19 protein-coding genes are annotated in these 20,708 nt (G+C 34.2%); 6 read left to right on the top strand and 13 right to left on the bottom strand.

Going from position 1 to position 20,708, the window contains the following annotated elements; translation table 11 throughout:
- Nucleotides 1-116: 116 nt before the first annotated feature.
- The 7 genes from RTY06_RS06205 to tilS form a co-directional block, all read right to left on the bottom strand.
- Complete coding sequence (locus RTY06_RS06205) at nucleotides 117-479, bottom strand: DUF1304 domain-containing protein (RefSeq protein WP_312823592.1); 363 nt, start codon at nucleotides 477-479, stop codon at nucleotides 117-119.
- A 1-nt stretch (nucleotide 480) separates the two neighbouring features.
- A complete protein-coding gene (locus tag RTY06_RS06200; protein WP_312823591.1) occupies nucleotides 481-1,263 on the bottom strand; it encodes an alpha/beta fold hydrolase in 783 nt (260 codons plus the stop codon).
- 79 nt (nucleotides 1,264-1,342) lie between these two features.
- The gene (locus RTY06_RS06195) at nucleotides 1,343-1,840 is read right to left on the bottom strand and encodes a hypothetical protein (protein ID WP_312823589.1); all 498 of its coding nucleotides are present in this window, start codon (nucleotides 1,838-1,840) and stop codon (nucleotides 1,343-1,345) included.
- A gap of 76 nt (nucleotides 1,841-1,916) precedes the next feature.
- Entirely contained in the window at nucleotides 1,917-2,435 is a 519-nt protein-coding gene (locus RTY06_RS06190) for a biopolymer transporter ExbD (protein WP_312823587.1), read from the bottom strand.
- A gap of 138 nt (nucleotides 2,436-2,573) precedes the next feature.
- Entirely contained in the window at nucleotides 2,574-2,951 is a 378-nt protein-coding gene (locus RTY06_RS06185) for a hypothetical protein (RefSeq protein WP_312823585.1), read from the bottom strand.
- 6 nt (nucleotides 2,952-2,957) lie between these two features.
- Complete coding sequence (locus RTY06_RS06180) at nucleotides 2,958-5,033, bottom strand: cytochrome c biogenesis protein CcdA (protein ID WP_312823583.1); 2,076 nt, start codon at nucleotides 5,031-5,033, stop codon at nucleotides 2,958-2,960.
- Nucleotides 5,034-5,135: 102 nt separating this feature from the next.
- Nucleotides 5,136-6,431, bottom strand: coding sequence for a tRNA lysidine(34) synthetase TilS (gene tilS / locus RTY06_RS06175; protein WP_312823581.1), 1,296 nt, complete (start codon nucleotides 6,429-6,431; stop codon nucleotides 5,136-5,138).
- Nucleotides 6,432-6,515: 84 nt separating this feature from the next.
- Between tilS and RTY06_RS06170 the strand changes: the two genes are divergently transcribed.
- The 3 genes from RTY06_RS06170 to RTY06_RS06160 all read left to right on the top strand — a co-directional run bounded on the left by RTY06_RS06170 (nucleotide 6,516) and on the right by RTY06_RS06160 (nucleotide 8,866).
- Entirely contained in the window at nucleotides 6,516-7,352 is an 837-nt protein-coding gene (locus tag RTY06_RS06170) for an OmpA family protein (RefSeq protein ID WP_312823579.1), read from the top strand.
- A 119-nt stretch (nucleotides 7,353-7,471) separates the two neighbouring features.
- Nucleotides 7,472-8,119 carry an O-methyltransferase gene (locus RTY06_RS06165; protein WP_312823577.1) on the top strand — a complete coding sequence of 216 codons (648 nt, stop codon included), beginning with the start codon at nucleotides 7,472-7,474 and terminating at the stop codon, nucleotides 8,117-8,119.
- Nucleotides 8,120-8,149: 30 nt separating this feature from the next.
- Nucleotides 8,150-8,866, top strand: coding sequence for a C40 family peptidase (locus tag RTY06_RS06160; protein WP_312823576.1), 717 nt, complete (start codon nucleotides 8,150-8,152; stop codon nucleotides 8,864-8,866).
- Between the two features lie 49 nt (nucleotides 8,867-8,915).
- Here RTY06_RS06160 and RTY06_RS06155 read toward each other — a convergent pair whose 3' ends face one another.
- The 5 genes from RTY06_RS06155 to RTY06_RS06135 form a co-directional block, all read right to left on the bottom strand.
- Entirely contained in the window at nucleotides 8,916-9,173 is a 258-nt protein-coding gene (locus RTY06_RS06155; RefSeq protein ID WP_312823575.1) for a hypothetical protein, read from the bottom strand.
- A 26-nt stretch (nucleotides 9,174-9,199) separates the two neighbouring features.
- On the bottom strand, nucleotides 9,200-11,407 hold the full coding sequence (locus tag RTY06_RS06150; RefSeq protein ID WP_409450830.1) for a TonB-dependent receptor plug domain-containing protein: 2,208 nt from the start codon (nucleotides 11,405-11,407) through the stop codon (nucleotides 9,200-9,202).
- A gap of 379 nt (nucleotides 11,408-11,786) precedes the next feature.
- A complete protein-coding gene (gene kdsA / locus RTY06_RS06145) occupies nucleotides 11,787-12,596 on the bottom strand; it encodes a 3-deoxy-8-phosphooctulonate synthase (protein WP_116035004.1) in 810 nt (269 codons plus the stop codon).
- A gap of 122 nt (nucleotides 12,597-12,718) precedes the next feature.
- Complete coding sequence (locus RTY06_RS06140) at nucleotides 12,719-13,252, bottom strand: DUF1697 domain-containing protein (protein WP_312823572.1); 534 nt, start codon at nucleotides 13,250-13,252, stop codon at nucleotides 12,719-12,721.
- Between the two features lie 148 nt (nucleotides 13,253-13,400).
- A complete protein-coding gene (locus tag RTY06_RS06135; protein WP_312823571.1) occupies nucleotides 13,401-16,886 on the bottom strand; it encodes a DUF2723 domain-containing protein in 3,486 nt (1,161 codons plus the stop codon).
- A gap of 208 nt (nucleotides 16,887-17,094) precedes the next feature.
- Here RTY06_RS06135 and RTY06_RS06130 point away from each other — a divergent pair, with 208 nt between their 5' ends.
- From RTY06_RS06130 to RTY06_RS06120, 3 genes are all read left to right on the top strand, one after another.
- The gene (locus RTY06_RS06130; RefSeq protein WP_312823570.1) at nucleotides 17,095-18,132 is read left to right on the top strand and encodes a cysteine synthase family protein; all 1,038 of its coding nucleotides are present in this window, start codon (nucleotides 17,095-17,097) and stop codon (nucleotides 18,130-18,132) included.
- Between the two features lie 78 nt (nucleotides 18,133-18,210).
- Nucleotides 18,211-19,482, top strand: coding sequence for a pyridoxal phosphate-dependent aminotransferase family protein (locus RTY06_RS06125; protein ID WP_312823569.1), 1,272 nt, complete (start codon nucleotides 18,211-18,213; stop codon nucleotides 19,480-19,482).
- Between the two features lie 103 nt (nucleotides 19,483-19,585).
- Complete coding sequence (locus RTY06_RS06120) at nucleotides 19,586-19,819, top strand: hypothetical protein (protein WP_312823568.1); 234 nt, start codon at nucleotides 19,586-19,588, stop codon at nucleotides 19,817-19,819.
- Here RTY06_RS06120 and RTY06_RS06115 read toward each other — a convergent pair.
- Nucleotides 19,807-20,688, bottom strand: coding sequence for a leucine-rich repeat domain-containing protein (locus tag RTY06_RS06115; RefSeq protein ID WP_312823566.1), 882 nt, complete (start codon nucleotides 20,686-20,688; stop codon nucleotides 19,807-19,809). The genes RTY06_RS06120 and RTY06_RS06115 overlap by 13 nt on opposite strands.
- Between the last annotated feature and the right edge of the window lie 20 nt (nucleotides 20,689-20,708).

Genomic DNA, 20,708 nt, shown 5'->3' with positions numbered 1-20,708 from the left:
ATAGTAGCGGCATCCTTTTTTGTTATTGCGTTTTCCAAAAAGTTCAACAGATTGCTTCACTATATTCGCAATTACAAAAAAGATATAGCGGATAGCGGGAAATAGCTCCCAAATATTTATCTCAACAAAACAAAAACCAAGGCAATAATGGCTGGTAATGCTTGAACAAAAAAGATTTTTTTAGCAGCAGTAAGTGCGCCGTAAATGCCCGCAACAATAACACATCCAAGGAAAAATACGGCAATATTTCTTGACCAATTCTCGTCACAAATAAACAAACTCCAAATCAGTCCGGCTGATAAAAATCCATTGTAAAGTCCTTGATTAGCAGCCAAACTTTTGGTGGGTTTGAAAAGTTCTGACGGAATTGTTTTAAACGTTTTTTTGCCAAGTGTCTCCCAAGCAAACATCTCCATATAAAGGATGTAAAGATGCTCCAGAGCGACGATTGCAATTAGGATTTTTGAGATAATTTCCATTTTAAAAAACAAGTTTTTTAGGTAAATGATGCAGTAATTCTGTATTAATAATCGAGGCACAAATCTCGGGTTTTTCCCAATGTCCGTTGTGACCGCAATCTAGAACATAAGACTTGATATTGGTTTTGTCGGGAAGATTTTTAATGGTTTTTTCGGAATTGACAGCGGAATCGTGTTTGCCTGATAAAACAAGTATTTTTCCTTCAAAGTTTTCTAAAACCGATTTTCTATCAATACGTTCTATCATTCCTTTTTGCGACGCTAAAACACCTTCAACGGAAGATGTGTAAGCGGTTTCCTTTGCAAGTTTGATTTTCGATTCTAAAATATCGTGTTCATTTGGGTTGAAAAGATTGGGAACGCCCGCGTTGACAAATGCTCTGAGATTTTCTTTGATGATTCTCAGTCCTTTTCTTCTGGTTTCTTTCTTCACTTCGTCATCAGCAAAATAAGTGGAGAAAAACAAAGTAAATGATTTCAAAAGCTCAGGATATTTTTCCGCAAACGCCAAAGAAATATAACCTCCCATAGAGTGTCCCAACAAATGAAATTCTGTCAAGCCCAATTCATCCGTAACTTTTTTGACTTCTTCAGTCATTATTTCAGAAGTTTGTATTTCAGCTACAACTTCTGATTTTCCAAAACCTGGCAAATCAATTTTTATCAGCTTGAACTTCTCTGACAGAAACGGAATCATATCATCCCAAATCGACAGGTTTTCCATAAAACCGTGAAGCAAAACTAAGTTTTCGGAGCCGTTTCCTTGTATTTCGTAATTGAGCATATCGTTTTTATTTGTCTTCGAGAGCCTCAGACTGACAATATTTTTGTCTCTTTAGACTCTCCAATGATTAATGAACTATTTACAATTTGATAATTATCTTGTCTGCAAAACCTGCTTGGTTTACAGATTCGTGCAGTTTGAAAGTTTTTCCGTCATCTTTTGTTGAGAAATTTCTTGTTCCGTTTCGCACATCCAATTTCCCATCATCATAATCGGAAATACTTTGCGAAATCTTTCCGTTAAATTTAAGATTTTTTGAAGAAGTCACTTTTGCAGTTCCTTCGATTTTCACAAAATTACTTCCTGCTTTGTTTTCGCCAGAGATTTTGTATTCGTCTTGACCAGTTTTTGTAAAGCTAATTTTACCACTTCCAGCAATCATATCGTGAGTTAGGCTGTGTGTTCCCGACAAATCTTTAAAAGCTCGACTCACCAAAATACTATCGTTGATTTTGGTTCTTGCGACATTGATGGAATCAATGATTTTTGTGCTATCAACTTTTGGAGAATTAGTTTCCTCAGTCTTTTTACAAGAGATTATTAATAATAAAGTAAGAATCGGAAAAAGCTTTTTCATAGTTTTAAATTTTCCTTACGAAAATAAATAAAAAAGAGCGTCTGATAGACACTCTTTATAAAATATTTGTTATTAATTACAGAACTTTTTTCTGATACAATTCTTTTTCTTTATCGTTCATTTCTGAGATTCCGTAACGTTCGGATTTCGTGATTGCAAGCTCATCCAACATATCTACCAAAGTTTTATATTGCGAATCATCCGCTGGTTTTATGAGAACAGTGAAATTTTCCTTTTTCGGCGCGTTTGCTTTTGCAGATTCGATTGTTTTTGCAACTTGAGCTTTATCAAAAGAAACTTCTTTCAGACTGTTATCATTCAGATTTTTTCGTTCGTCCTGATAATAATAAACTTTGCCTTCTTTACCGAGGATGAATGTAATTGAGTTTCTAAAATCAATGTCTGTTGGAGTATGTGGACCTTTTGCGGGCAATCCTAAATCCATCACATTCGGTTTGGAAAAATTGGTTGAAAATAGAAAAAATGTAATCAGCAGAAATCCTAAATCCACCATTGGAGTCATATCTACTTTGATTCCCATTCTACCGCTTCTTGTTTTTCCATTTGAGCGGTCATTAACTTGTACTTCAGCCATAGCTTTAATTTTTAATAGTTAGTAATAGAAAATAAAAATCCATAACAATTCATCATTATTATGGATTTTTAAATACAAAATTTATTCCTAAAAATTAATTTCATTAAATATTTATCAAATTATATATTCAAAACATAATTATTCTTTTGAAATTTCAATAAATCTATCAGAACACATATAAATTATGATTCCAATTAAAAGAAAAATAATTGATGGAATATAATCAAGGAAATTAAAATACTTAAATCCATCAGCCAAACTTTTCAATATTCCTCCTAAAATAATTAATGTGAATGATCCAATTAAAAATATTCCACTCCAAATTTTAAGTAAAAGCATAATTAATTTATGTTTAATGAAAATTAAAATCAATAAAACTATTTGAATAATAATTGGTGCTACAAGTCTTAATTCAAAATTCAATAAAATCGAATACACATTATAAAGAAGCAAAATTGAAATAAAGACAATGATTCCGCAATAAAAAATCTTGTCTGTGAAAATTGCCTTCTCCATTATACTCTATTTATTCTTAAAATAATCAATACCGCATTTCAGGAATTTTTTAAAATCCTCTTTTGGCATATATCCTGAAACGGGCGAATTAATCACTTTTTGGTCTGGTGTAACCAAAACATAATGCGGTTGGGAATTATTATTGAAATTAACCTGCTGGAACAAGCTCCATTTGTCGCCAATTGTTTTCACTTTCTTCATTTGACCTTCGCCCATATCGATTTTGATTTGTTCGTTTTCAGGCAATTTTTCTTTGTCATCCACATAAACCGAAGCAATGATTAAGTCATTTTGAAGAATCGGTAAAACATCATCCTGACTCCAAACAAACTCCTCCATTTTTCGGCAATTTTCGCAACCGTAACCTGTAAAATCTATCAGAACTGGCTTGTTTTCTTTCTTCGCTACTTCAATCGCTTCGAAGTAATTATGATAAGGCTTCAAACCCAGAATTCCGTCTTCTTCTTTGTGGAAATAACTAACGTTTAACGGAGGCAAAATCCCGCTTAACATTTGTAATTTTGGTTTTTCAGAAGGAATCAATCCTTGAATCAAATATCCAATAAATACAATCCCAAACAAACCAAGAATTCTTCTTGCTAAACTGATTTTCGGTTTCTTATCATCGTGTGGAAATCTGATTTTCCCGAATAAATACACAACCAATCCAATTGCAATGATAATCCAAAGCACAATGAATAATTCTCTTTTCAATAAGAATGTTTTGGAAACCAAATCTGCTTTTGAAAGGAATTTTAAAGCCAAAGCTAACTCGATAAATCCAAGAACAACTTTTACTGTGTTCATCCAACCGCCGGATTTTGGTAAACTTTGCAACGCTTGCGGAAATAAAGCTAACAAGCCAAAAACTAATGCCCAAGCCAATCCAAAACCAGCTAAAGCAAATGTCAATAATGTTGGAACATTAGTCGCTCCAGCAACAACTCCACCTAACAAACTTCCCAAAATAGGACCTGTACAAGAGAATGAAACGATGACCAAAGTCAAAGCCATAAAGAAAATCCCAATCAATCCGCCAGCTTCTTCGGCTTTGGAAGATTTGTTAGCGATTGAACTTGGCAAAGTGATTTCGTAATAACCAAAAAAGCTCAATGCAAAGAATAAAAATATAGCGAAGAAAAATAAGTTAAGCCAAATATTCGTCGAAATCTGATTGAAAATATTTCCCGAAATCCCATCAATAATATGAAACGGAATACTCAATAAAACAAAAATCAACAGAATGAAAAACCCATAGATAAAAGCATCTCGCTTTCCTTTGGCTTTGTCTTTGTTCCCTTTTGTAAAGAATGAGACAGTCAACGGAATCATCGGGAACACGCAAGGTGTTAGCAACGCGATTAGTCCACCCAAGAATCCTAATCCAAGAACTAGCCAATTATCATTTTGAGGTTTTTGTTGCTCAGTTCCGCAATTGGTTAAAGGATTTTTGAAGTCCAAAGAATTAACTTTCAAACCATCTTGTTTTGCAACTGTGGGAACTTGCGTTTCAATATTTGTTGGTTTTAGAACTGTTCCAACTTGTCCGGCAGGAGCAACTTCGTAAACTGTATCTTTTGTTTTCTCAACTTTTTCTTCTTTTGTGACTGCCGTTTTACTTCCTTCAATTTGTTTTTCAAATTCCAGAGTATTAGGAGCTAGACAAACGCGGTCGTTACAAGTCTGATACATTATTTCAGCTGTAATTGTCGCAGGTTTGGAAGCATCTTTCGGTTTGAATTTCTGCTTGAAAACCACTTTATTAGAATAATAAACAATCTGCGCTCCGAAAGCTTCCGAAAACTCATCGTGCTTTTTTCCGATTTCCTGAACTTTTCCAATCAATTGAATTCCTTGTTTTGAAGTGATTTTAAATTCGGTAGGAATCCCTGAATCTGGTGGCAAATCTTGTGAATAAATATGCCATTTATCTTCAATTGTTCCAGTTAAAACAGCCTCATATTCGTCTTTCCCAACAGGATTAACATCGAATTTGAACTTAACCGGATTTTTTATCTGCGCATTGAAAATGGTTATTATAAATAGAAAAAGTGTTGACAACACTAGTTTTAAATCTTTCATTTTATTTAGTTTTAACCACAATAATTCAGGGTCTTTGTCATTCCGTAGGAATCTAAACTTTGCTGAGATTCCTACGGAATGACAAATATTATGGTTTAATAATTATACTTTTAAAGTTAATTCTGTTTCTGAATTATCTGATGAAAATCTTCCGTCTTGACGAAAAGGTAAAACACCTAAAATTTGTTCATCAGCATCACAAAGAAGCCAGATTTTTTGCTTGGCTAAAATAGACAATTTTTCATCCTTAAAAAACTTCGAAATTTTCTTTTTACCAATCATTCCAATAGGAAAAAACACATCACCTTCTTGTTTCTTTCTCAATTTCAGGGGCAATTGGACTTTTGATTGATCAATTTTCCAAAAACAATTACCGAATTCTTGGATTTCTTTTTTAATATTTTCAGGAATAACAATTTCGTTATCAATTATTTCCAATATTACTTCTTCTAAATCCTCACTTCTAATTTCTAACTTCTCTTCAAAAATCAATTCGTTTCTATTGATGATTAATTGAAATCCGGAATTAAAAAAGGAACTTCCTGTTTGTGCAGTCAGAACTTTTTGCATTTCGTTTTCATCTGTAAAACCAAATCTTTTTAAAATCTCATATCGAATCAATTCAGATTCTTCAGAGAATTTACCTTTATCAATAACGACTTGATTTTCCGAAGAATTTATCTTTAGAATTTTAATTTTATTGTCAACAGATTCAATAATAAAATCCTTAGCTTGATTAATATAATTGATGCTTTTTGAAAAATTGTTCAGAAAATCTGGATTGATTTTTTCCAATTCCGGAACAATGTTATGTCGGATTTTATTCCTTAGATAATCTGTTTTTTGATTGGACTTATCTTCACGAAATTTGATTTGATTCTGATTTGCAAAATCATAGATTTCTTCTTTAGAAAAATCAAGAAGCGGACGAATAATTCTGTTTTCATTTTTTGGAATTCCGCTCAGACCTCGGATTCCAGAAGCTTTGGAAAGATTAATTATAAAAGTTTCCAATTGGTCACTCAAATGATGTGCTGTAACCAAAAACTCTAGATTTTCTTGATCTTGGATTTCTCTAAAAAATCGATATCTCAATTCTCTTGCCCAATTCTGAATAGAATTTTCTGGTTGATTATCATTTTCCGAAACTTCATATAAATGGAAAGGAATTTTATGTTTTTCGCAAAAGTCAGAAACTAACTTTTGGTCTAAGTTAGAATCCTCATTACGAAGATGATAGTTGATGTGCGCAATATGAAAATTAAATCCTGAAACCTGAAATAAATCAGCCAAAACCATCGAGTCAACACCTCCACTTACAGCCAAAAGGTATGTTTTTTGTTGTGATTGGCTCAGCAATTGCTCTAGGACATTTTGAAATTTTAATAAACTTAACACAATTTTATAACGATAAACTAAGTTATATCAGCAAAGATACAGTTATTAATTCTTAATTTTGAAACGATTTAAAATCATCATACTATGAAATTATTAAAGATTTTGACAATCACAGCAATGGGACTTTCTCTTGCATCGTGTGTCAGCCAAAAAAAATTCGATGCACTTAATTTGAATTATAAGCAATGTATTGAAGATGCGGGCGAAAGAATGCGTCAAATCCAAGATTTAAAGGGAGAGAACTCTTCTCTTAAAGGTCAAAACGATCTACTTTTAGGACAAAACAACGCTCTTAAATCTAGTTTGGATGCTTGTTTATCTAATGCAGGAAAAGGTTCTGCAAATATTGATAAATTGGTTGGAGAAATCAACGCTTCTAATGCTTACATCAAGCAATTGATTTCCGGAAAAAGCAAAAACGACAGTTTGAATCTTGCTTTATCTAACAAACTAAAACGTTCTCTTGACAACGTTGCAGATCAGGATGTAGATGTGAAAGTATTGAAAGGTGTAGTATTGATTTCATTATCAGACAAGATGCTTTACCAAGTTGGAAAATATGACATCCAGCCAGCTGCAGCAGATGTTTTAGCTAAAGTAGCTAAAGTAATCAACGATTATGACACTTACAGCGTGTTGATTGAAGGTAATACCGATAACACGCCTCTTACAAGTGCTAATGCACCAAGAGACAACTGGGATCTTTCTGCGCTTAGAGCGACTGCAGTTGCGAAAGTTCTACAAACTCAGTTCGGTGTGAATCCTAACAGAATCACAGCTGGTGGTAGAGGCGAATATAATCCTAAGACCACTAATGCTTCAGTTTCTGGTAGATCTGAAAACCGTAGAACGGAAATCATCATTATGCCGAAATTGGATGAATTTATGAAATTGATGGACATTGCTCCGGTTAAGAAATAATTTTAGTCTGATGTCTGATGTCAAAAGTCAGATGTAAACTAAATCTAAAAAATAAAAACCTTGTCAGATTTTGGCAAGGTTTTTTTGTTTATTAAATTTGAACTTTAATCCTTTGAACAATGAGCTACTTCGAAGAAATGGACAAAGAAATGGATCGCTATCTGGAAGAAACAGCTTCCGAAGAACCTGCCATTTTAAAAAAATTAAGAAAAGAAACTTACCAAAAGACCACACAACCACATATGATTTCCGGTTATCTGCAAGGTCGTTTGTTAAGTATTCTGTCGCATATCATCAAGCCAAATAGTGTTTTAGAAATTGGAACTTTTACAGGTTACGCAGCTTTGAGTATGGCTGAAGGATTACCAAAAGACGGTAAAATCTATACAATTGACAAGAATGAAGACCTAGCTTATATTCCTCAAAAATATTTTGCAGAAAGTGATTATAAAGAGCAAATCGAATTCATTTTAGGCGACGCTAAAGAAGAAATCAAGAAACTGGATAAAATTTGGGATTTGATTTTCATTGATGCAGACAAAGAAAGCTATTTGGAATATTTGAAACTCATTAAACCAAATTTACGTTCAGGAAGTATTATTTTGATTGACAACGTTCTTTGGTACGGGAAAGTCCTTGAAAACAATCCAAAAGACAAACAGACCGAGCAAATCAAATTGGTAAACAAAATCATTGCAGAAGATCCGGATTTCGAAAATCTAATCTTACCTTTGCGAGACGGATTACACTTGATTAGAAAGAAATAATTCGTATTTTTAAATTCATAATTGATTGAAATGACAAAAGGCATTTGTAATGTTTCCATTGCTCCGATGAGAGCCGAAAGTTCTGACAAAAGCGAAATTGTATCGCAACTTCTTTACGGAGAATCTGCAGATATCCTTGAGGTTAAAGATAATTGGACGAAAATAAAAACCCATTACGATAACTACGAAGCTTGGATGGACACCAAACAAATCTCTCTTGTTTCGGACGAATTTTTGTCATCAAGAAAAGTCAATCTTGTGAAAGAACCTTTCCAATCTGCAATGTTGGAAAATGGCAGAACTTTGGTTTCTATTGGCTCAGAAGTTTCTTTTGATCCTATTTCTCCAACTCGTGGTGCAAACCTCAGCGAAAGTATTGTAAATTGTGCCAAAGAGTTTCTGAATGTTCCTTATTTATGGGGTGGAAAAAGCTTTTTCGGGATTGATTGTAGCGGTTTCACTCAGATTATTTATAAAATCCACGGTATCAAAATCCCAAGAGACACTTATCAACAAGCTGAAATTGGTGATGCTTTAACTTTTATCGAAGAAGCAAAACCTGGTGATTTGGCATTTTTTGAAAACTCGGAAGGAAGAATCCATCACGTTGGGATTATTTTGGCTGATCAAAAAATTATTCACGCGCACGGAAAAGTGAGAATTGATAGTCTGGATTCATCAGGAATCTTCAATAAAGATCAGAATAAACATACGCATAAGTTGAGATTCATTAGATCTTATTTCTAAATAAAAAAGCTTCCAAATTGGAAGCTTTTCTATATTAAATCAAAATATTTTAAATTAAATTTCTCTTTTTAGCTTCATCAGCCATTTTCCTGTGGGTGATAATATTAGTTATCAAAATTGGAAAAAACGTCAATGGCAAAACCGAAAGTACTCCGAATCCTTTTGCAACTGTAATATATAAACAAGTCGCCAAAAGCAAAACAAAAATCACTGAGAAAGACAGCAAAACCGATTTAGTCAATTTCACATTTTTCAATAATTCTTCATCCGTGAGTTCTGAAGCTGGCTTGATTCCTTTTGACTTCATAGTTTTGGGTTATTAATTTTTTTTAATTAAAGTTTGAATTCCAATTTCACATTGAAGAATCTTCCTGTCAATCTTACCGGAACTGGATAGTACAATTGAGGAGTCGAATTCACATCACTAATCCACTGATTAGCAATCGTATTATTGATATTAAATGCATTGAAAATCTGAACACCCAAAGTCAGTTCTTTGAATTTGCCCCAGAAATTTCCGCTTGCCTTATTATCTTTCTGATCGATGAAAACCTTAGTCAAACCAATATCAACTCTTTTGTAAGCTGGCAAAGTTTTCTGATATCTATAAGCCGCCAAATAATCAGGTAATCCGTTTGAATCAAACAACACTGGTGTTCCAGAAGGCAATCCACTAGCATAAGTCAAAGTCAAATTAACCCTCATACTTGGGAACTTTGGCATATAATCCTGATAGAACATAGAGAATCGGAAACGTTGATCTGTAGGTCTTGGGATATAACCTTTCCCATCTATATTTTCATAAACTCTCGCATAACTCGCAGAGATATAAGAATCGATCCCAGGAACAAATTGCCCGTACAATCTCGCGTCTAAACCGTAAGCATAACCTTCGGCATTATTTTTACCAGAATATCTTACCCTCACATTATCCATATAATACGGAATCAGATTTTCCATCTTTTTGTAGTAAGCTTCGGTGGTTAGTTTGAAATTCCTTTCTTTAATCTGGAATTCATAATCGTTCGCCAGGATAATCTGATAAGATTTTTGAGCCTTGATATCAGAATTGAAAGCTCCTGTCAAATCCTTAATCTCTTTATAAAACGGCGCTTGATAATAAACACCTCCAGCTAATCGGAACAACATATCCATATCCCAATCTGGTTTGATGGCAAATTGCGCTCTTGGACTGAATAAAGTTTCTTTGTTAAAACTCCAGTTCTGAATTCTAGCACCTCCATTGATGAAGATTCTGTTACTTCCCCAATAGAATTTTTTGGAGAATTGTGCATAAGCAGAAACTCTGGTTGTATTAATATCGTTTTGTCCAGCAATGTAATATTTAAGATTAAGTGCAGAGGTATCTAGATTTCCTGGAATTACAAAATCTCTTGGATTGCTGTAACCAATTGAATCTACAAACTGCCACTCATTGGTAAAATCTTTGATCGTTTCTCTTTCGTACTTCACTCCTACTTCGATGTCTGTATTAACATCTGGAGAGAATTTGGTTCTGAATTGTGAACCTGCAACTCTTACTAATAAGTCATTTCTAGCGTGATCTATCTGTCCACCAGCATCATAACCTGCGACTGGATTTCCTTCCTCATCAAAAGCTTCCAGAATATATCCCGAAGCCAAAGAATAATATTCTCTTTCTCTGTTCTGATAAGCAAAATTATCTAAGGAAAAATGCAACTTTTTACTTGGTTTGAAGTTGACACTCACGGTTCCCATGATATTTTTGTACTGATCATCTTCTTGCCCATTGTAGAAGACCGTCAGTTTCAAAGGTCTCAAAACACTTCCAAAATCCACTTCTTTTTCTTTCGGAATCATCTCGTAATCGTTCTTAGCAAAATAACCTAAGAAAGACAAAGACCACTTATCATTGAACTGATAATTAAGATAAGATTGCAAATCAAAATATCTTGGATTGAAGTCTGTATCTTCATTCAAAGTGTTAAGAACAAGGTTTGTATTTCTATAACGTCCAGAAATTAATCCTGTGAATTTTTTATCCTTTGATGCAAAACCAGTAGTCAATCTTCCACCAATCAAACTCGCTTCTCCCGAAACTTCGAATTTCTCTGGTTGTCTATAATAGATGTTCAATGCGGATGACATTTTATCGCCATATCTTGGTTCGAATCCACCAGCCGAAAAGTTGATGGTTGAAACCATATCTGGATTCACGATACTCATCCCTTCCTGCAAAGAGTTTCTGATTAAGAACGGGCGATACAACTCGATATCATTAATATAAATTAAATTCTCATCATAACTTCCACCTCTTACCATATATTGTGAACTCAATTCTGCATTGGAGTTTACAGAAGGTAAAGTTTTTAGCAAACCTTCTACTCCACCTGCCAAGGAAGCCACTTCTCTTGCTTCTTTTGCAGAAATCTCTACCGAAGTAATATCATTGGTTTTGAATTTTGCTTTCTTTTGAAAAACAACCTCCTGAATCTCTGTAGCATTAACTGCGGGTAAAAAGAGGACATTGATTGTTTGAGATTTGGGAGATGTTTTGATAGTTTTAGAAAAACCTTTGAAGTTTTCTTTTTGAACCTCTAAAGTTTGTTCAGAATCCGAAAGTGGAACACGCACAAATCCATTTTTATCGGTCTGATAGGTGTGATTGTTATAAGTTACCTGAGCCTCAGAAACTGGTTCCCCGTCTTCTTCGTTCAGTACTCTTAGATTAATTTGAGAAAAAGCCAATACAGGCAAAAAGAAAAGAATTAAGAGAATATAATTTTTCAATGTTGTAGTTTTTTATCTGAATTTATTTTTAATGCAATCTTGAATGAACAAAAATAGCAATTAATACAAAGAACGAAAGAATATTTGTAAATCTTATACGAAAAACTGAATTTAATAAAAAAGTCCGGCAAAACCGGACTTTCAATTCTTATAATATAGCTTCTCTGATTCTCGTCAGCTTTCCAAGTAAGCCATCTAGTAAATCCAATTTCAGCATATTCGCGCCATCAGATTTGGCTACCGAAGGATCTGGATGCGTTTCGATGAATAACCCATCTGCACCAACTGCAATTCCAGCCTTAGCAATCGTTTCAATCAGTTCTGGTCTTCCGCCTGTAACACCAGAGTTCTGATTCGGCTGTTGAAGTGAATGTGTAACATCCAAAATCACCGGAGAATATTCTCTCATCGTTGGGATTCCACGGAAATCTACTACCAAATCGCTGTAGCCAAAAGTATTACCTCTCTCGATAATCGCTGTTTTATCATTTCCAGAATCTTTCACTTTCTGAACAGCAAACTTCATTGCTTCTGGAGAAAGAAACTGTCCTTTTTTAAGTGTTACAGCTTTTCCTGTTTCTGCCGCTGCAATCAACAAATCGGTTTGTCTAACCAAGAAAGCCGGGATTTGCAACACATCCACATATTCTGCCGCCATAGCCGCGTGAGGAATCTCGTGGATATCTGTAGTCGTAGGAACATTGAAAGTCTCCCCTACTTTTCTAAGGATTTTCAACGCTTTCTCATCGCCAATTCCTGTGAAAGAATCTACTCGGCTTCTGTTCGCTTTTTTGAAACTTCCTTTGAAGATATAAGGAATATTGTATTTATCGGAAAGCTTCACGATATGTTCTGCGATTTGCAAAGCCATTGTTTCATCTTCGATAGCGCAAGGTCCAGCAATTAGGAAAAAATTCTTGGAATCTTTGTGATGAATGTTATCAAGATATTGTATCATTTATTTTTGATTTTATAATTATGAATTTTAGATTTTAAATGTTCTAAAATCAGGATACAAATATACGGAATTAATGCAGGAAAATCTTTTCCAATTCAAACTATCAAAAGGTTTGAGATTATCTATTTCTCAAATTTATTGATGATTTTCTCAAACGTATTAGCATTCCTGCTCGTCATTTTATCTTTGAGACTTTTTTTACCCAAAACCTTACCGAAAGTTGAATTGAGGGTTTGTCCTTTCGGAACTTGCCAATAGAATATCCCATTAATAATTTTCCCTTGCTCACCTTCTTCTTTGGTAGATTTTTCAAATTCCTCGAATAAGGTTTCTTCTACTTTTTCACTGCCGATGAAGATGTAATTATGAAAATTTTCGATAGGAGGAAATGGATCATTTTTGAAGATATCTTTAATCTCTTCTTCCTCTTTAATAAACAAAAAAGCTTCGTAATCAAAATGCTGTGACATTGTTTTTTCTAATATTGTCTTCAGTTCTGTTGAGTTTTTATCAGACTGAAATAAAATATTTCCACTTGCCAACACCGATGAAACATTCTGAACACCTGCTTCCGAAAAGACTTTGCAAACGTCAGCCATTTTCATATTAGTTCCTTTGACATTGACACCGCGGAGGAAAGCACAAAAATTTTTCATAGATGTTAGATGTTAGATGTTAGATGTTAGATGTTAGATGTTAGCAAAATTACATTATAAACTTAGACCAGATGATATTAATTAAAACAAAAACCCTTTCAAAGTTTGAAACTCTGAAAGGGTTGATATTATTTTTGAAGAAAAGTTTTTATTGAGTTACTTTCATCAATTTCTTTGTAATCTCATCCATCTTTTCACCTTCGTAAGTCGTGTCATAGTCCTTCATAATATCGAAAAGATAAGAGTAGAACGATGTTACTTTCTGTACATCATCAGCTTTTTTGTAGGCTTTTTCTTTACCCATCTCCTGCAAATCCTTGATAAATGTATTGAATCTTTTATCAATTACATTCAGAGAGTTGACAAGATATTGGTAGCCTTTTTCTTTCTGTCCAATTTTATTATAAGCATCGGAAACGGCACCAACAACTAGAGAATATTCCATTGGTTTAGTTTTCATCTGTCTTGCAGCATAAACCTGAAATTGGGGTGACAATCTGGTGTAATAATCATATTCCTCGAAGATGCCTTTCTTAAGATCTTCTGCGAGTTTCAATCCTTTTTGCTCTTGTCCTGCAACGATGTAAGCATAAACAATAGAGCTCAAAGATCTTGGATCATTATATTTTGAAACCGGAATTTCTCTGCTTGCTAAATCAAGAACTTCAATCGCTTTTTGCTTTTCACCTTTCAGAACCAAAGCTTCTGCCGCTCTACTTGCAGACGATCTGTAGCCCGCTATATTCTGCGTACAAGTCTCATCAAAATGAGTTTTAAGGTCTTTGAAATTACCCCATTTGTAATTTTTCACAACGTTATAGAGCTCATCCGCATTTACCATTCCAAGCTCACCACTCACAGCTTCTTCTGTTTTCACAGGAACCAATCTGTAACTGAATCCATCAAATTTCAGATAATTGGATAGGAAGAATAGATTGCTTGGATCGTAGATTCCTCCGCTTGAGAAGTTGATTGGGCGTTTCCAATCGAAGTTCGCCAAGATATCCATCATCAAAATATTGTTCTTGAACATGCTGGATCCTTTATAATTAATCACGATTTGCTTCTCTGCTTTTTGAGCTTCTGCTGGCGTGATGATTCCTGCTTTCACAGCGTTGTTAACATTAACAGGAAGAACAAATTTGGAAACCGGCAAGAAGTTGAATTTTTCATAACGTTCTTCTCCAAAAATCATTTTAACGATTTCGTCTTTCTCAGGAGATTTCATTTTCAAGAAATTAACAGCTTCTTTTAAAGTGATTGAATCCTGAGTTAAATATTTTCTAAAAGCAGCAAATTCTGTATCTGGTGCACCTTGATCTTTCAAATTTGCAAAGATGTTAGACCAATCATCCTTGGACATCATATACACTTGATCGTTACTCCCTTCACGATAATCCTCGTGAGCCAATATTGACGGAACTGGCATAGAATCATACGTTCTTCTTTTAACCTGATCAATATTCCAAGGTGTGGAAAGTAACGTAAAGTTGACCACTTTCACATCTCTACGGAACTCTTCAGTTTCCTGAATTGCCCAAACCGGATAGGTATCATTATCTCCATAAACGAACATAATATCGTTTTTCGGAAGTGATTTTAAACTTGAATAAGCATAATCGTAAGCCGCGTATCTATTACTTCTGTCATGAACATTATAATTTTGAAAGCCCATCATCAAAGGGACTCCCAATAATACAACACCAACCAGAATCTGTGCACCTTTGGTTTTTACTTTTTTCTGAAGCAACCAATAGATTGCTGCAACACCTAATCCTATCCAAATCGCAAAAGCGTAGAAGGAACCAACCATTGCGTAATCTCTTTCACGAGGTTCAAACGGTTTCATTCCGGTATAGAACACAATCATTACACTTGTTAAAATGAATAATGATAATATGGAATAGAATCTTCCAAAGTCTCTGTTTAACTGAAAAAAGAACCCAATTAATCCTAATATCAATGGTAACATAAAGAACTTAACAGTACTTTCATTTTTGAATTTCGCAGGCATCTCAGCTTGATCTCCCCAAAGATTATTATCGATAAAAGGAATACCTGTAATGAAGTTTCCATTGGTATTTTCCATGTGTCCTTCCACATCATTTTGTCTTCCAGAATAGTTCCAAAGCAAGTATCTCACAAAGTAGAAATAATTTTGGAACGTGATAAAATAATCAAGATTCTGAGCCAAAGTCGGACGTTGAACATTAATCAATCCGAATTGTTTAGCCTTAAGATAATCATCCATTTTGATGCTTCCGTTCTCATATTTCTGACGAAGCTCGTCGAAGAATTGTTTAGCTTCTGGACTTTCAGAAACTTGCTCATTTCCATAATTAAAAGTGAAATCTGGAGCACCATACATCGAAATGTAATTCGGCATCACCGATTTGTCTTCGCTAAACATTCTTGGAAAAAGACTCACGTGTTCTGGACTGAAAACATAATTAAACTTCTCTCCTACCAAACGATATCTTCCTGTTACAGGATCTTTTTCGTAAGTATCTCCAGTTTTCTGAGTCTTATAACTTCCGTCTTCGTTTTTCTGAATCCCATTCGGGTCAAGATAGGCCGTATAGTTTTGACCATAAATAGTTGGCCAATCTCCATATTGTTCACGGTTATAGTAATCCAACATTCCCAAAGCATTGTCTGGGTCATTAAGGTTCATTGGCGGATTTGCAATTGCTCGTATTGGGATAACCAACCAGCAAGAGAATCCAATCATCATATAAACAACTGACAAAGCAATCGTCTGATAAAGTGATTTCCCAGTTTTTCTTGTATAAGTAATGAACAAATAACAAAGAACTGACAGAATAACAAATGCAAACACAGTCCCAGAGTGGAAAGGCAAACCTAAACCATTCACAAAGAATACTTCAGACTTCCCAAACAAAGTCATAATGACTGGGAAAATAATTTTGAAAACAATGATTAAGATTAATAAAGTCACTGCGTTAGCAATCAAAAACGATTTCCAAGTGAATTTGTAATTTCTCGTGTAATAAATCAGACAAACCGCAGGCAATGCCAACATACACATCATATGCACACCTACAGAAAGCCCAACAATAAAGAACAATAGGATAATCCAACGCTCATTGTCTTTTTCAAGATATTCGTTTTCCCATTTTGTGATGAGCCAGACAATTAACGCAATGAACATACTTGCCATCGCATAAACTTCGCCTTCAACCGCAGAAAACCAAAATGAATCTGAGAAAGTAAAACACAAAGCACCAACCGCTCCAGCAAACAAAGTTGCAATCTCTTCTGCAATTGTAATATTTTCGAATTCTTTATTCAATAATCTTCTTACAAGATGAGTAATTGTCCAGAACAAAAACAAAATCGTAAAAGCACTGAACAAAGCAGACATTGCATTAATCACCAAAGAATAATGTTGTCCATCACCGAAAGCGAACAACGCTACAACAGCTCCAACCAACTGGAAAAGTGCTGCTCCAGGAGCGTGAGTCACCTCCAATTTCACAGCTGAAGAAATATATTCTCCACAATCCCAAAAACTGAAATTAGGCTCTATGGTTGATAAATAAGTGATAAATGCAATTGCAAAAACAACCCATCCGAGAACGGTGTTCCATTGTTTAAAAGTCCAGTTCTTCATATTGTAAAAAGAAATATCGGCGAAATTAACATTTTTGATTTAGTTATCGGTGTTTTTAACAAAAATTAAACTTTATAAATGAGTGAAAACTAACCAAATAATTTGCAATATGTCAGACTTATGTCATATTAATGTCTCAAAACCAAAAACATTGCAATTTTTTTTTTATTTTTGCAGACAGTTTTTGAGAGAAAAAATGATATAAAAAATGATGAATGTACACGATAATATTCTTGGTTTAATTGCCAATACTCCGTTGGTCAAGTTAAATCAAGTTACCAAGGACATTCCTGCGACAGTTTACGCTAAGCTAGAGTCTTATAATCCGGGGCATTCTACAAAAGACAGAATTGCGCTTCACATCATAGAAAATGCGGAGCAGAAAGGACTTATAAAAGAAGGGTCTGTCATTGTAGAAACCACTTCTGGAAACACCGGTTTTTCTATTGCAATGGTTTGTATTGTAAAAGGATATAAATGTATTCTTGCGGTTAGCGACAAAACGAAAGCTGAGAAAATTGCTTATCTAAAAGCATTAGGAGCAACGGTTTACGTTTGCCCAGCTTCTGTTCCTGCAGATGACCCAAGATCTTACTATGAAGTTGCTAAAAGAATTGCGAGCGAAACTCCTAATTCTGTTTACATTAATCAGTATTTCAACGAGTTGAATATTGATGCTCATTACCAAACGACAGGTCCTGAGCTTTGGGAGCAAACAGAAGGCAAAATCACGCACCTTTTCGCTTGTACAGGAACCGGAGGTACACTTTCCGGAACTGCAAAATATCTTAAAGAACAAAATCCTGATATCAAAGTCATTGGTGTAGATGCAGACGGCTCTATCCTGAAAACTTATCACGAGACAGGAACAATTAATAAAACAGAAATTCATCCTTATCAGATTGAAGGTCTCGGGAAAAACTTGATTCCAGGCGCACTTTTATTTGATAAAATTGATGAATACGTAAGAGTTAATGACGAAATGTCAGCTTACAGAACCCGCGAGATTGCTTTGAAAGAAGCTATTATGGGAGGTTACACAACTGGAGCTGTGACTCAAGCTTTGATTCAGTATGCGAATTCTCACAAGTTCAAAGCAGATGATTTGATTGTTTTGATTTTCCCAGACCACGGTTCTCGTTATATTACCAAGGTTTATAGCGATAAATGGATGGAAGAACAAGGTTTCATCAACAATTGTTTCCACAATTACGATGAGGTTTTCAAAACAGAAATCATCAAATAAGTTTAATCACAATATTTATAACCTTTTGTAAATACAAAAGGTTTTTTTAATAAAATCAAAAAATATCAGTTAGAAAAAATGGACATTTTTGAAAGAATAAAACAGAATCCAGGTCCACTAGGACAATTCGCAGATTACGCAGAAGGCTATTATATTTTCCCAAGATTAGAAGGTCCAATTGGCCCGAGAATGAAGTTCCAAGGAAAAGAGGTGATTTTTTGGAGTGCTAATGATTATTTGGGACTTTGTAATCATCCAGAAGTTATAGCAGCCGATGCAAAAGCGGCTGCAGAATACGGAATGTTTTATCCAATGGGCGCAAGAGCAATGTCCGGAGAAACTGAACAGCACTTGCAACTGGAAAGAGAATTGGCAGAATTTGTTCAAAAAGAATCTGCTTATCTTTTGAATTTTGGTTACCAAGGAATGGTTTCTTGTATCGATGCTTTGGTTTCCAGAAATGACGTGATTGTTTATGACGTAGATTCTCACGCTTGTATCGTGGATGGCGTTAGATTACACGCTGGTAAACGTTTTACTTACAGACACAACGATATTGCCAGTCTTGAAAAAAACTTAGAAAGAGCAAAAAAAGTAACCGAAGAAACAGGAGGCGGAATCTTGGTAATTACCGAAGGTGTTTTCGGAATGAGAGGACAACAAGGTAAATTGAAAGAAATTTGTGCTTTGAAAGAAAAATATGGTTTCAGAATTTTGGTGGACGATGCGCACGGATTCGGAACGCTTGGAGCAACAGGTGCTGGAGCTGGAGAAGAGCAAGGATGTCAAGACCAGATTGATGTTTATTTCTCAACATTTGCAAAATCTATGGCTGGTTTCGGAGCTTTCCTTGCTGGAAACAAAGAAATTATCCGTTATTTGAAATTCAACTTGAGGTCTCAAATTTTCGCAAAATCTTTGACGATGCCAATGGTAATTGGAGGTTTGAAGAGATTGGAATTATTGAGATCAAGACCAGAAATCAAAGCTAAACTTTGGGAAAACGTTGAAAAACTACAAGGCGGGCTTAAGAAAATCGGTTATAATCTTGGAGATACCAATACTTGTGTAACACCAGTTTTCATCCAAGGAGGTCCAATGGAAGCAATGATGCTGGCAAGAGATTTGAGAGAAAATTACTTGATTTTCACATCCGTAGTTTCCTATCCTGTTATCCCGAAAGGTATGATTTTGTTGAGATTAATTCCGACTGCCTCTCACACAGATGCTGAAATCAACGAAACTTTGGAAGCTTTTGATTCTATCTACAAAAAATTAGAAACTGGTTATTACAAAAACTTAGCAGACAAACAAGTCGAGGAACAGAATTTACAATTTAAAGAGATTTAATTTTAAATTCAATCATATAATAAACCCTTTCAAAGTTCTAGATTTTGAAAGGGTTTTTCATTTAATAAAAAATTGTAATTTTGATAAAGAAGATTTGAAAAAAATGAAGCCACAAATTATAGAAGACCATAATGGTAACCCAACCGGCGTTTTTATCCCCATCAAAGAATGGGAGGAACTGAAACAGCAATATCCCAGAATTGAGGATAAAAACAGCTTCAAGCTTTCTGATGGGCAAAAAATGATATTGGATAATCAAGACAATTTGCCACTTTCCGAATATCAGGACAATAATGAGTTTGTTGCAGAATTGAAGCAATCAAACTACATAAAATAGTTCTTCAATATTTGCAAAGCTTCATTTTTATAATTTTCGTATTCTTCTAAAAATTGAGATACTTTACTTTCATAATTAGGACTATTTAAACTTAAACTCCTTTTTCCTTTCCCTATAAATTCGATGTATTCCTCCTTTATTTTATAAGTTGGTGTCCATATTGCATTTCCAAAATTTAAACATTTTACGTTTGGAAGTGCAGTTTCAATAAAAGCATATTCTTTACTTTCTAATGTTGCCATTCCTACTTTTATTTGCTTTAAGTTATACAATTTCAAAAATGGTAAAAATGCAGGATAATCAGTTTTGTGTCTTATAAAGCCTAAAGCAAAAACTTCTAAATTTGGTAAATCTTCTAGAAATGAATAATTTTCAATTGGTTGATTCCAATCTAAAGTTCCATCAATTTTTAAATATCTTAATGAATTGATTCCCTTTAAACCATCAAAATTTGATACTTTTCTTAAATTTTCTAAATGCAATGATTTTAATTTCGTAAGTTTTCTTAGTGGAGATAAATATGAAAAACCAGAAACATATTCCAAAACTAACTCTTCCAGATTTGTTAAATTAGAAATAAAATCAATATCATTATTTCTAAAAAATGATATTCTTAATCGCTTAATATTTTGTAGATTTTCTAATGCTTGAACTTGTTCTTTACTCGGTTCATCTAAAGTTATTTCTTCGATGTTAGGAAAATCAAAAATTTGTTTCCAATTTTTGTCAGTTTTGTTTAGAGTAACAATTTTAACCTTTGCTTTATCATTAATATTTTCGTCCAAAGAATAAGAAAACCTTTCTACATTTGGAACAATTGTCCAATAATCATTTTCTCTATCTAAAAAATCGGCAAAATGATGTCTCATTCTTTAACTTAAATTAAATC

This window comes from Epilithonimonas sp. (assembly GCF_032055105.1).
Taxonomy (GTDB): Bacteria; Bacteroidota; Bacteroidia; order Flavobacteriales; family Weeksellaceae; genus Epilithonimonas.
The sequence above is the reverse complement of the archived record's forward strand: the minus strand, read 5'-3'. Positions and strand labels throughout refer to the sequence as shown.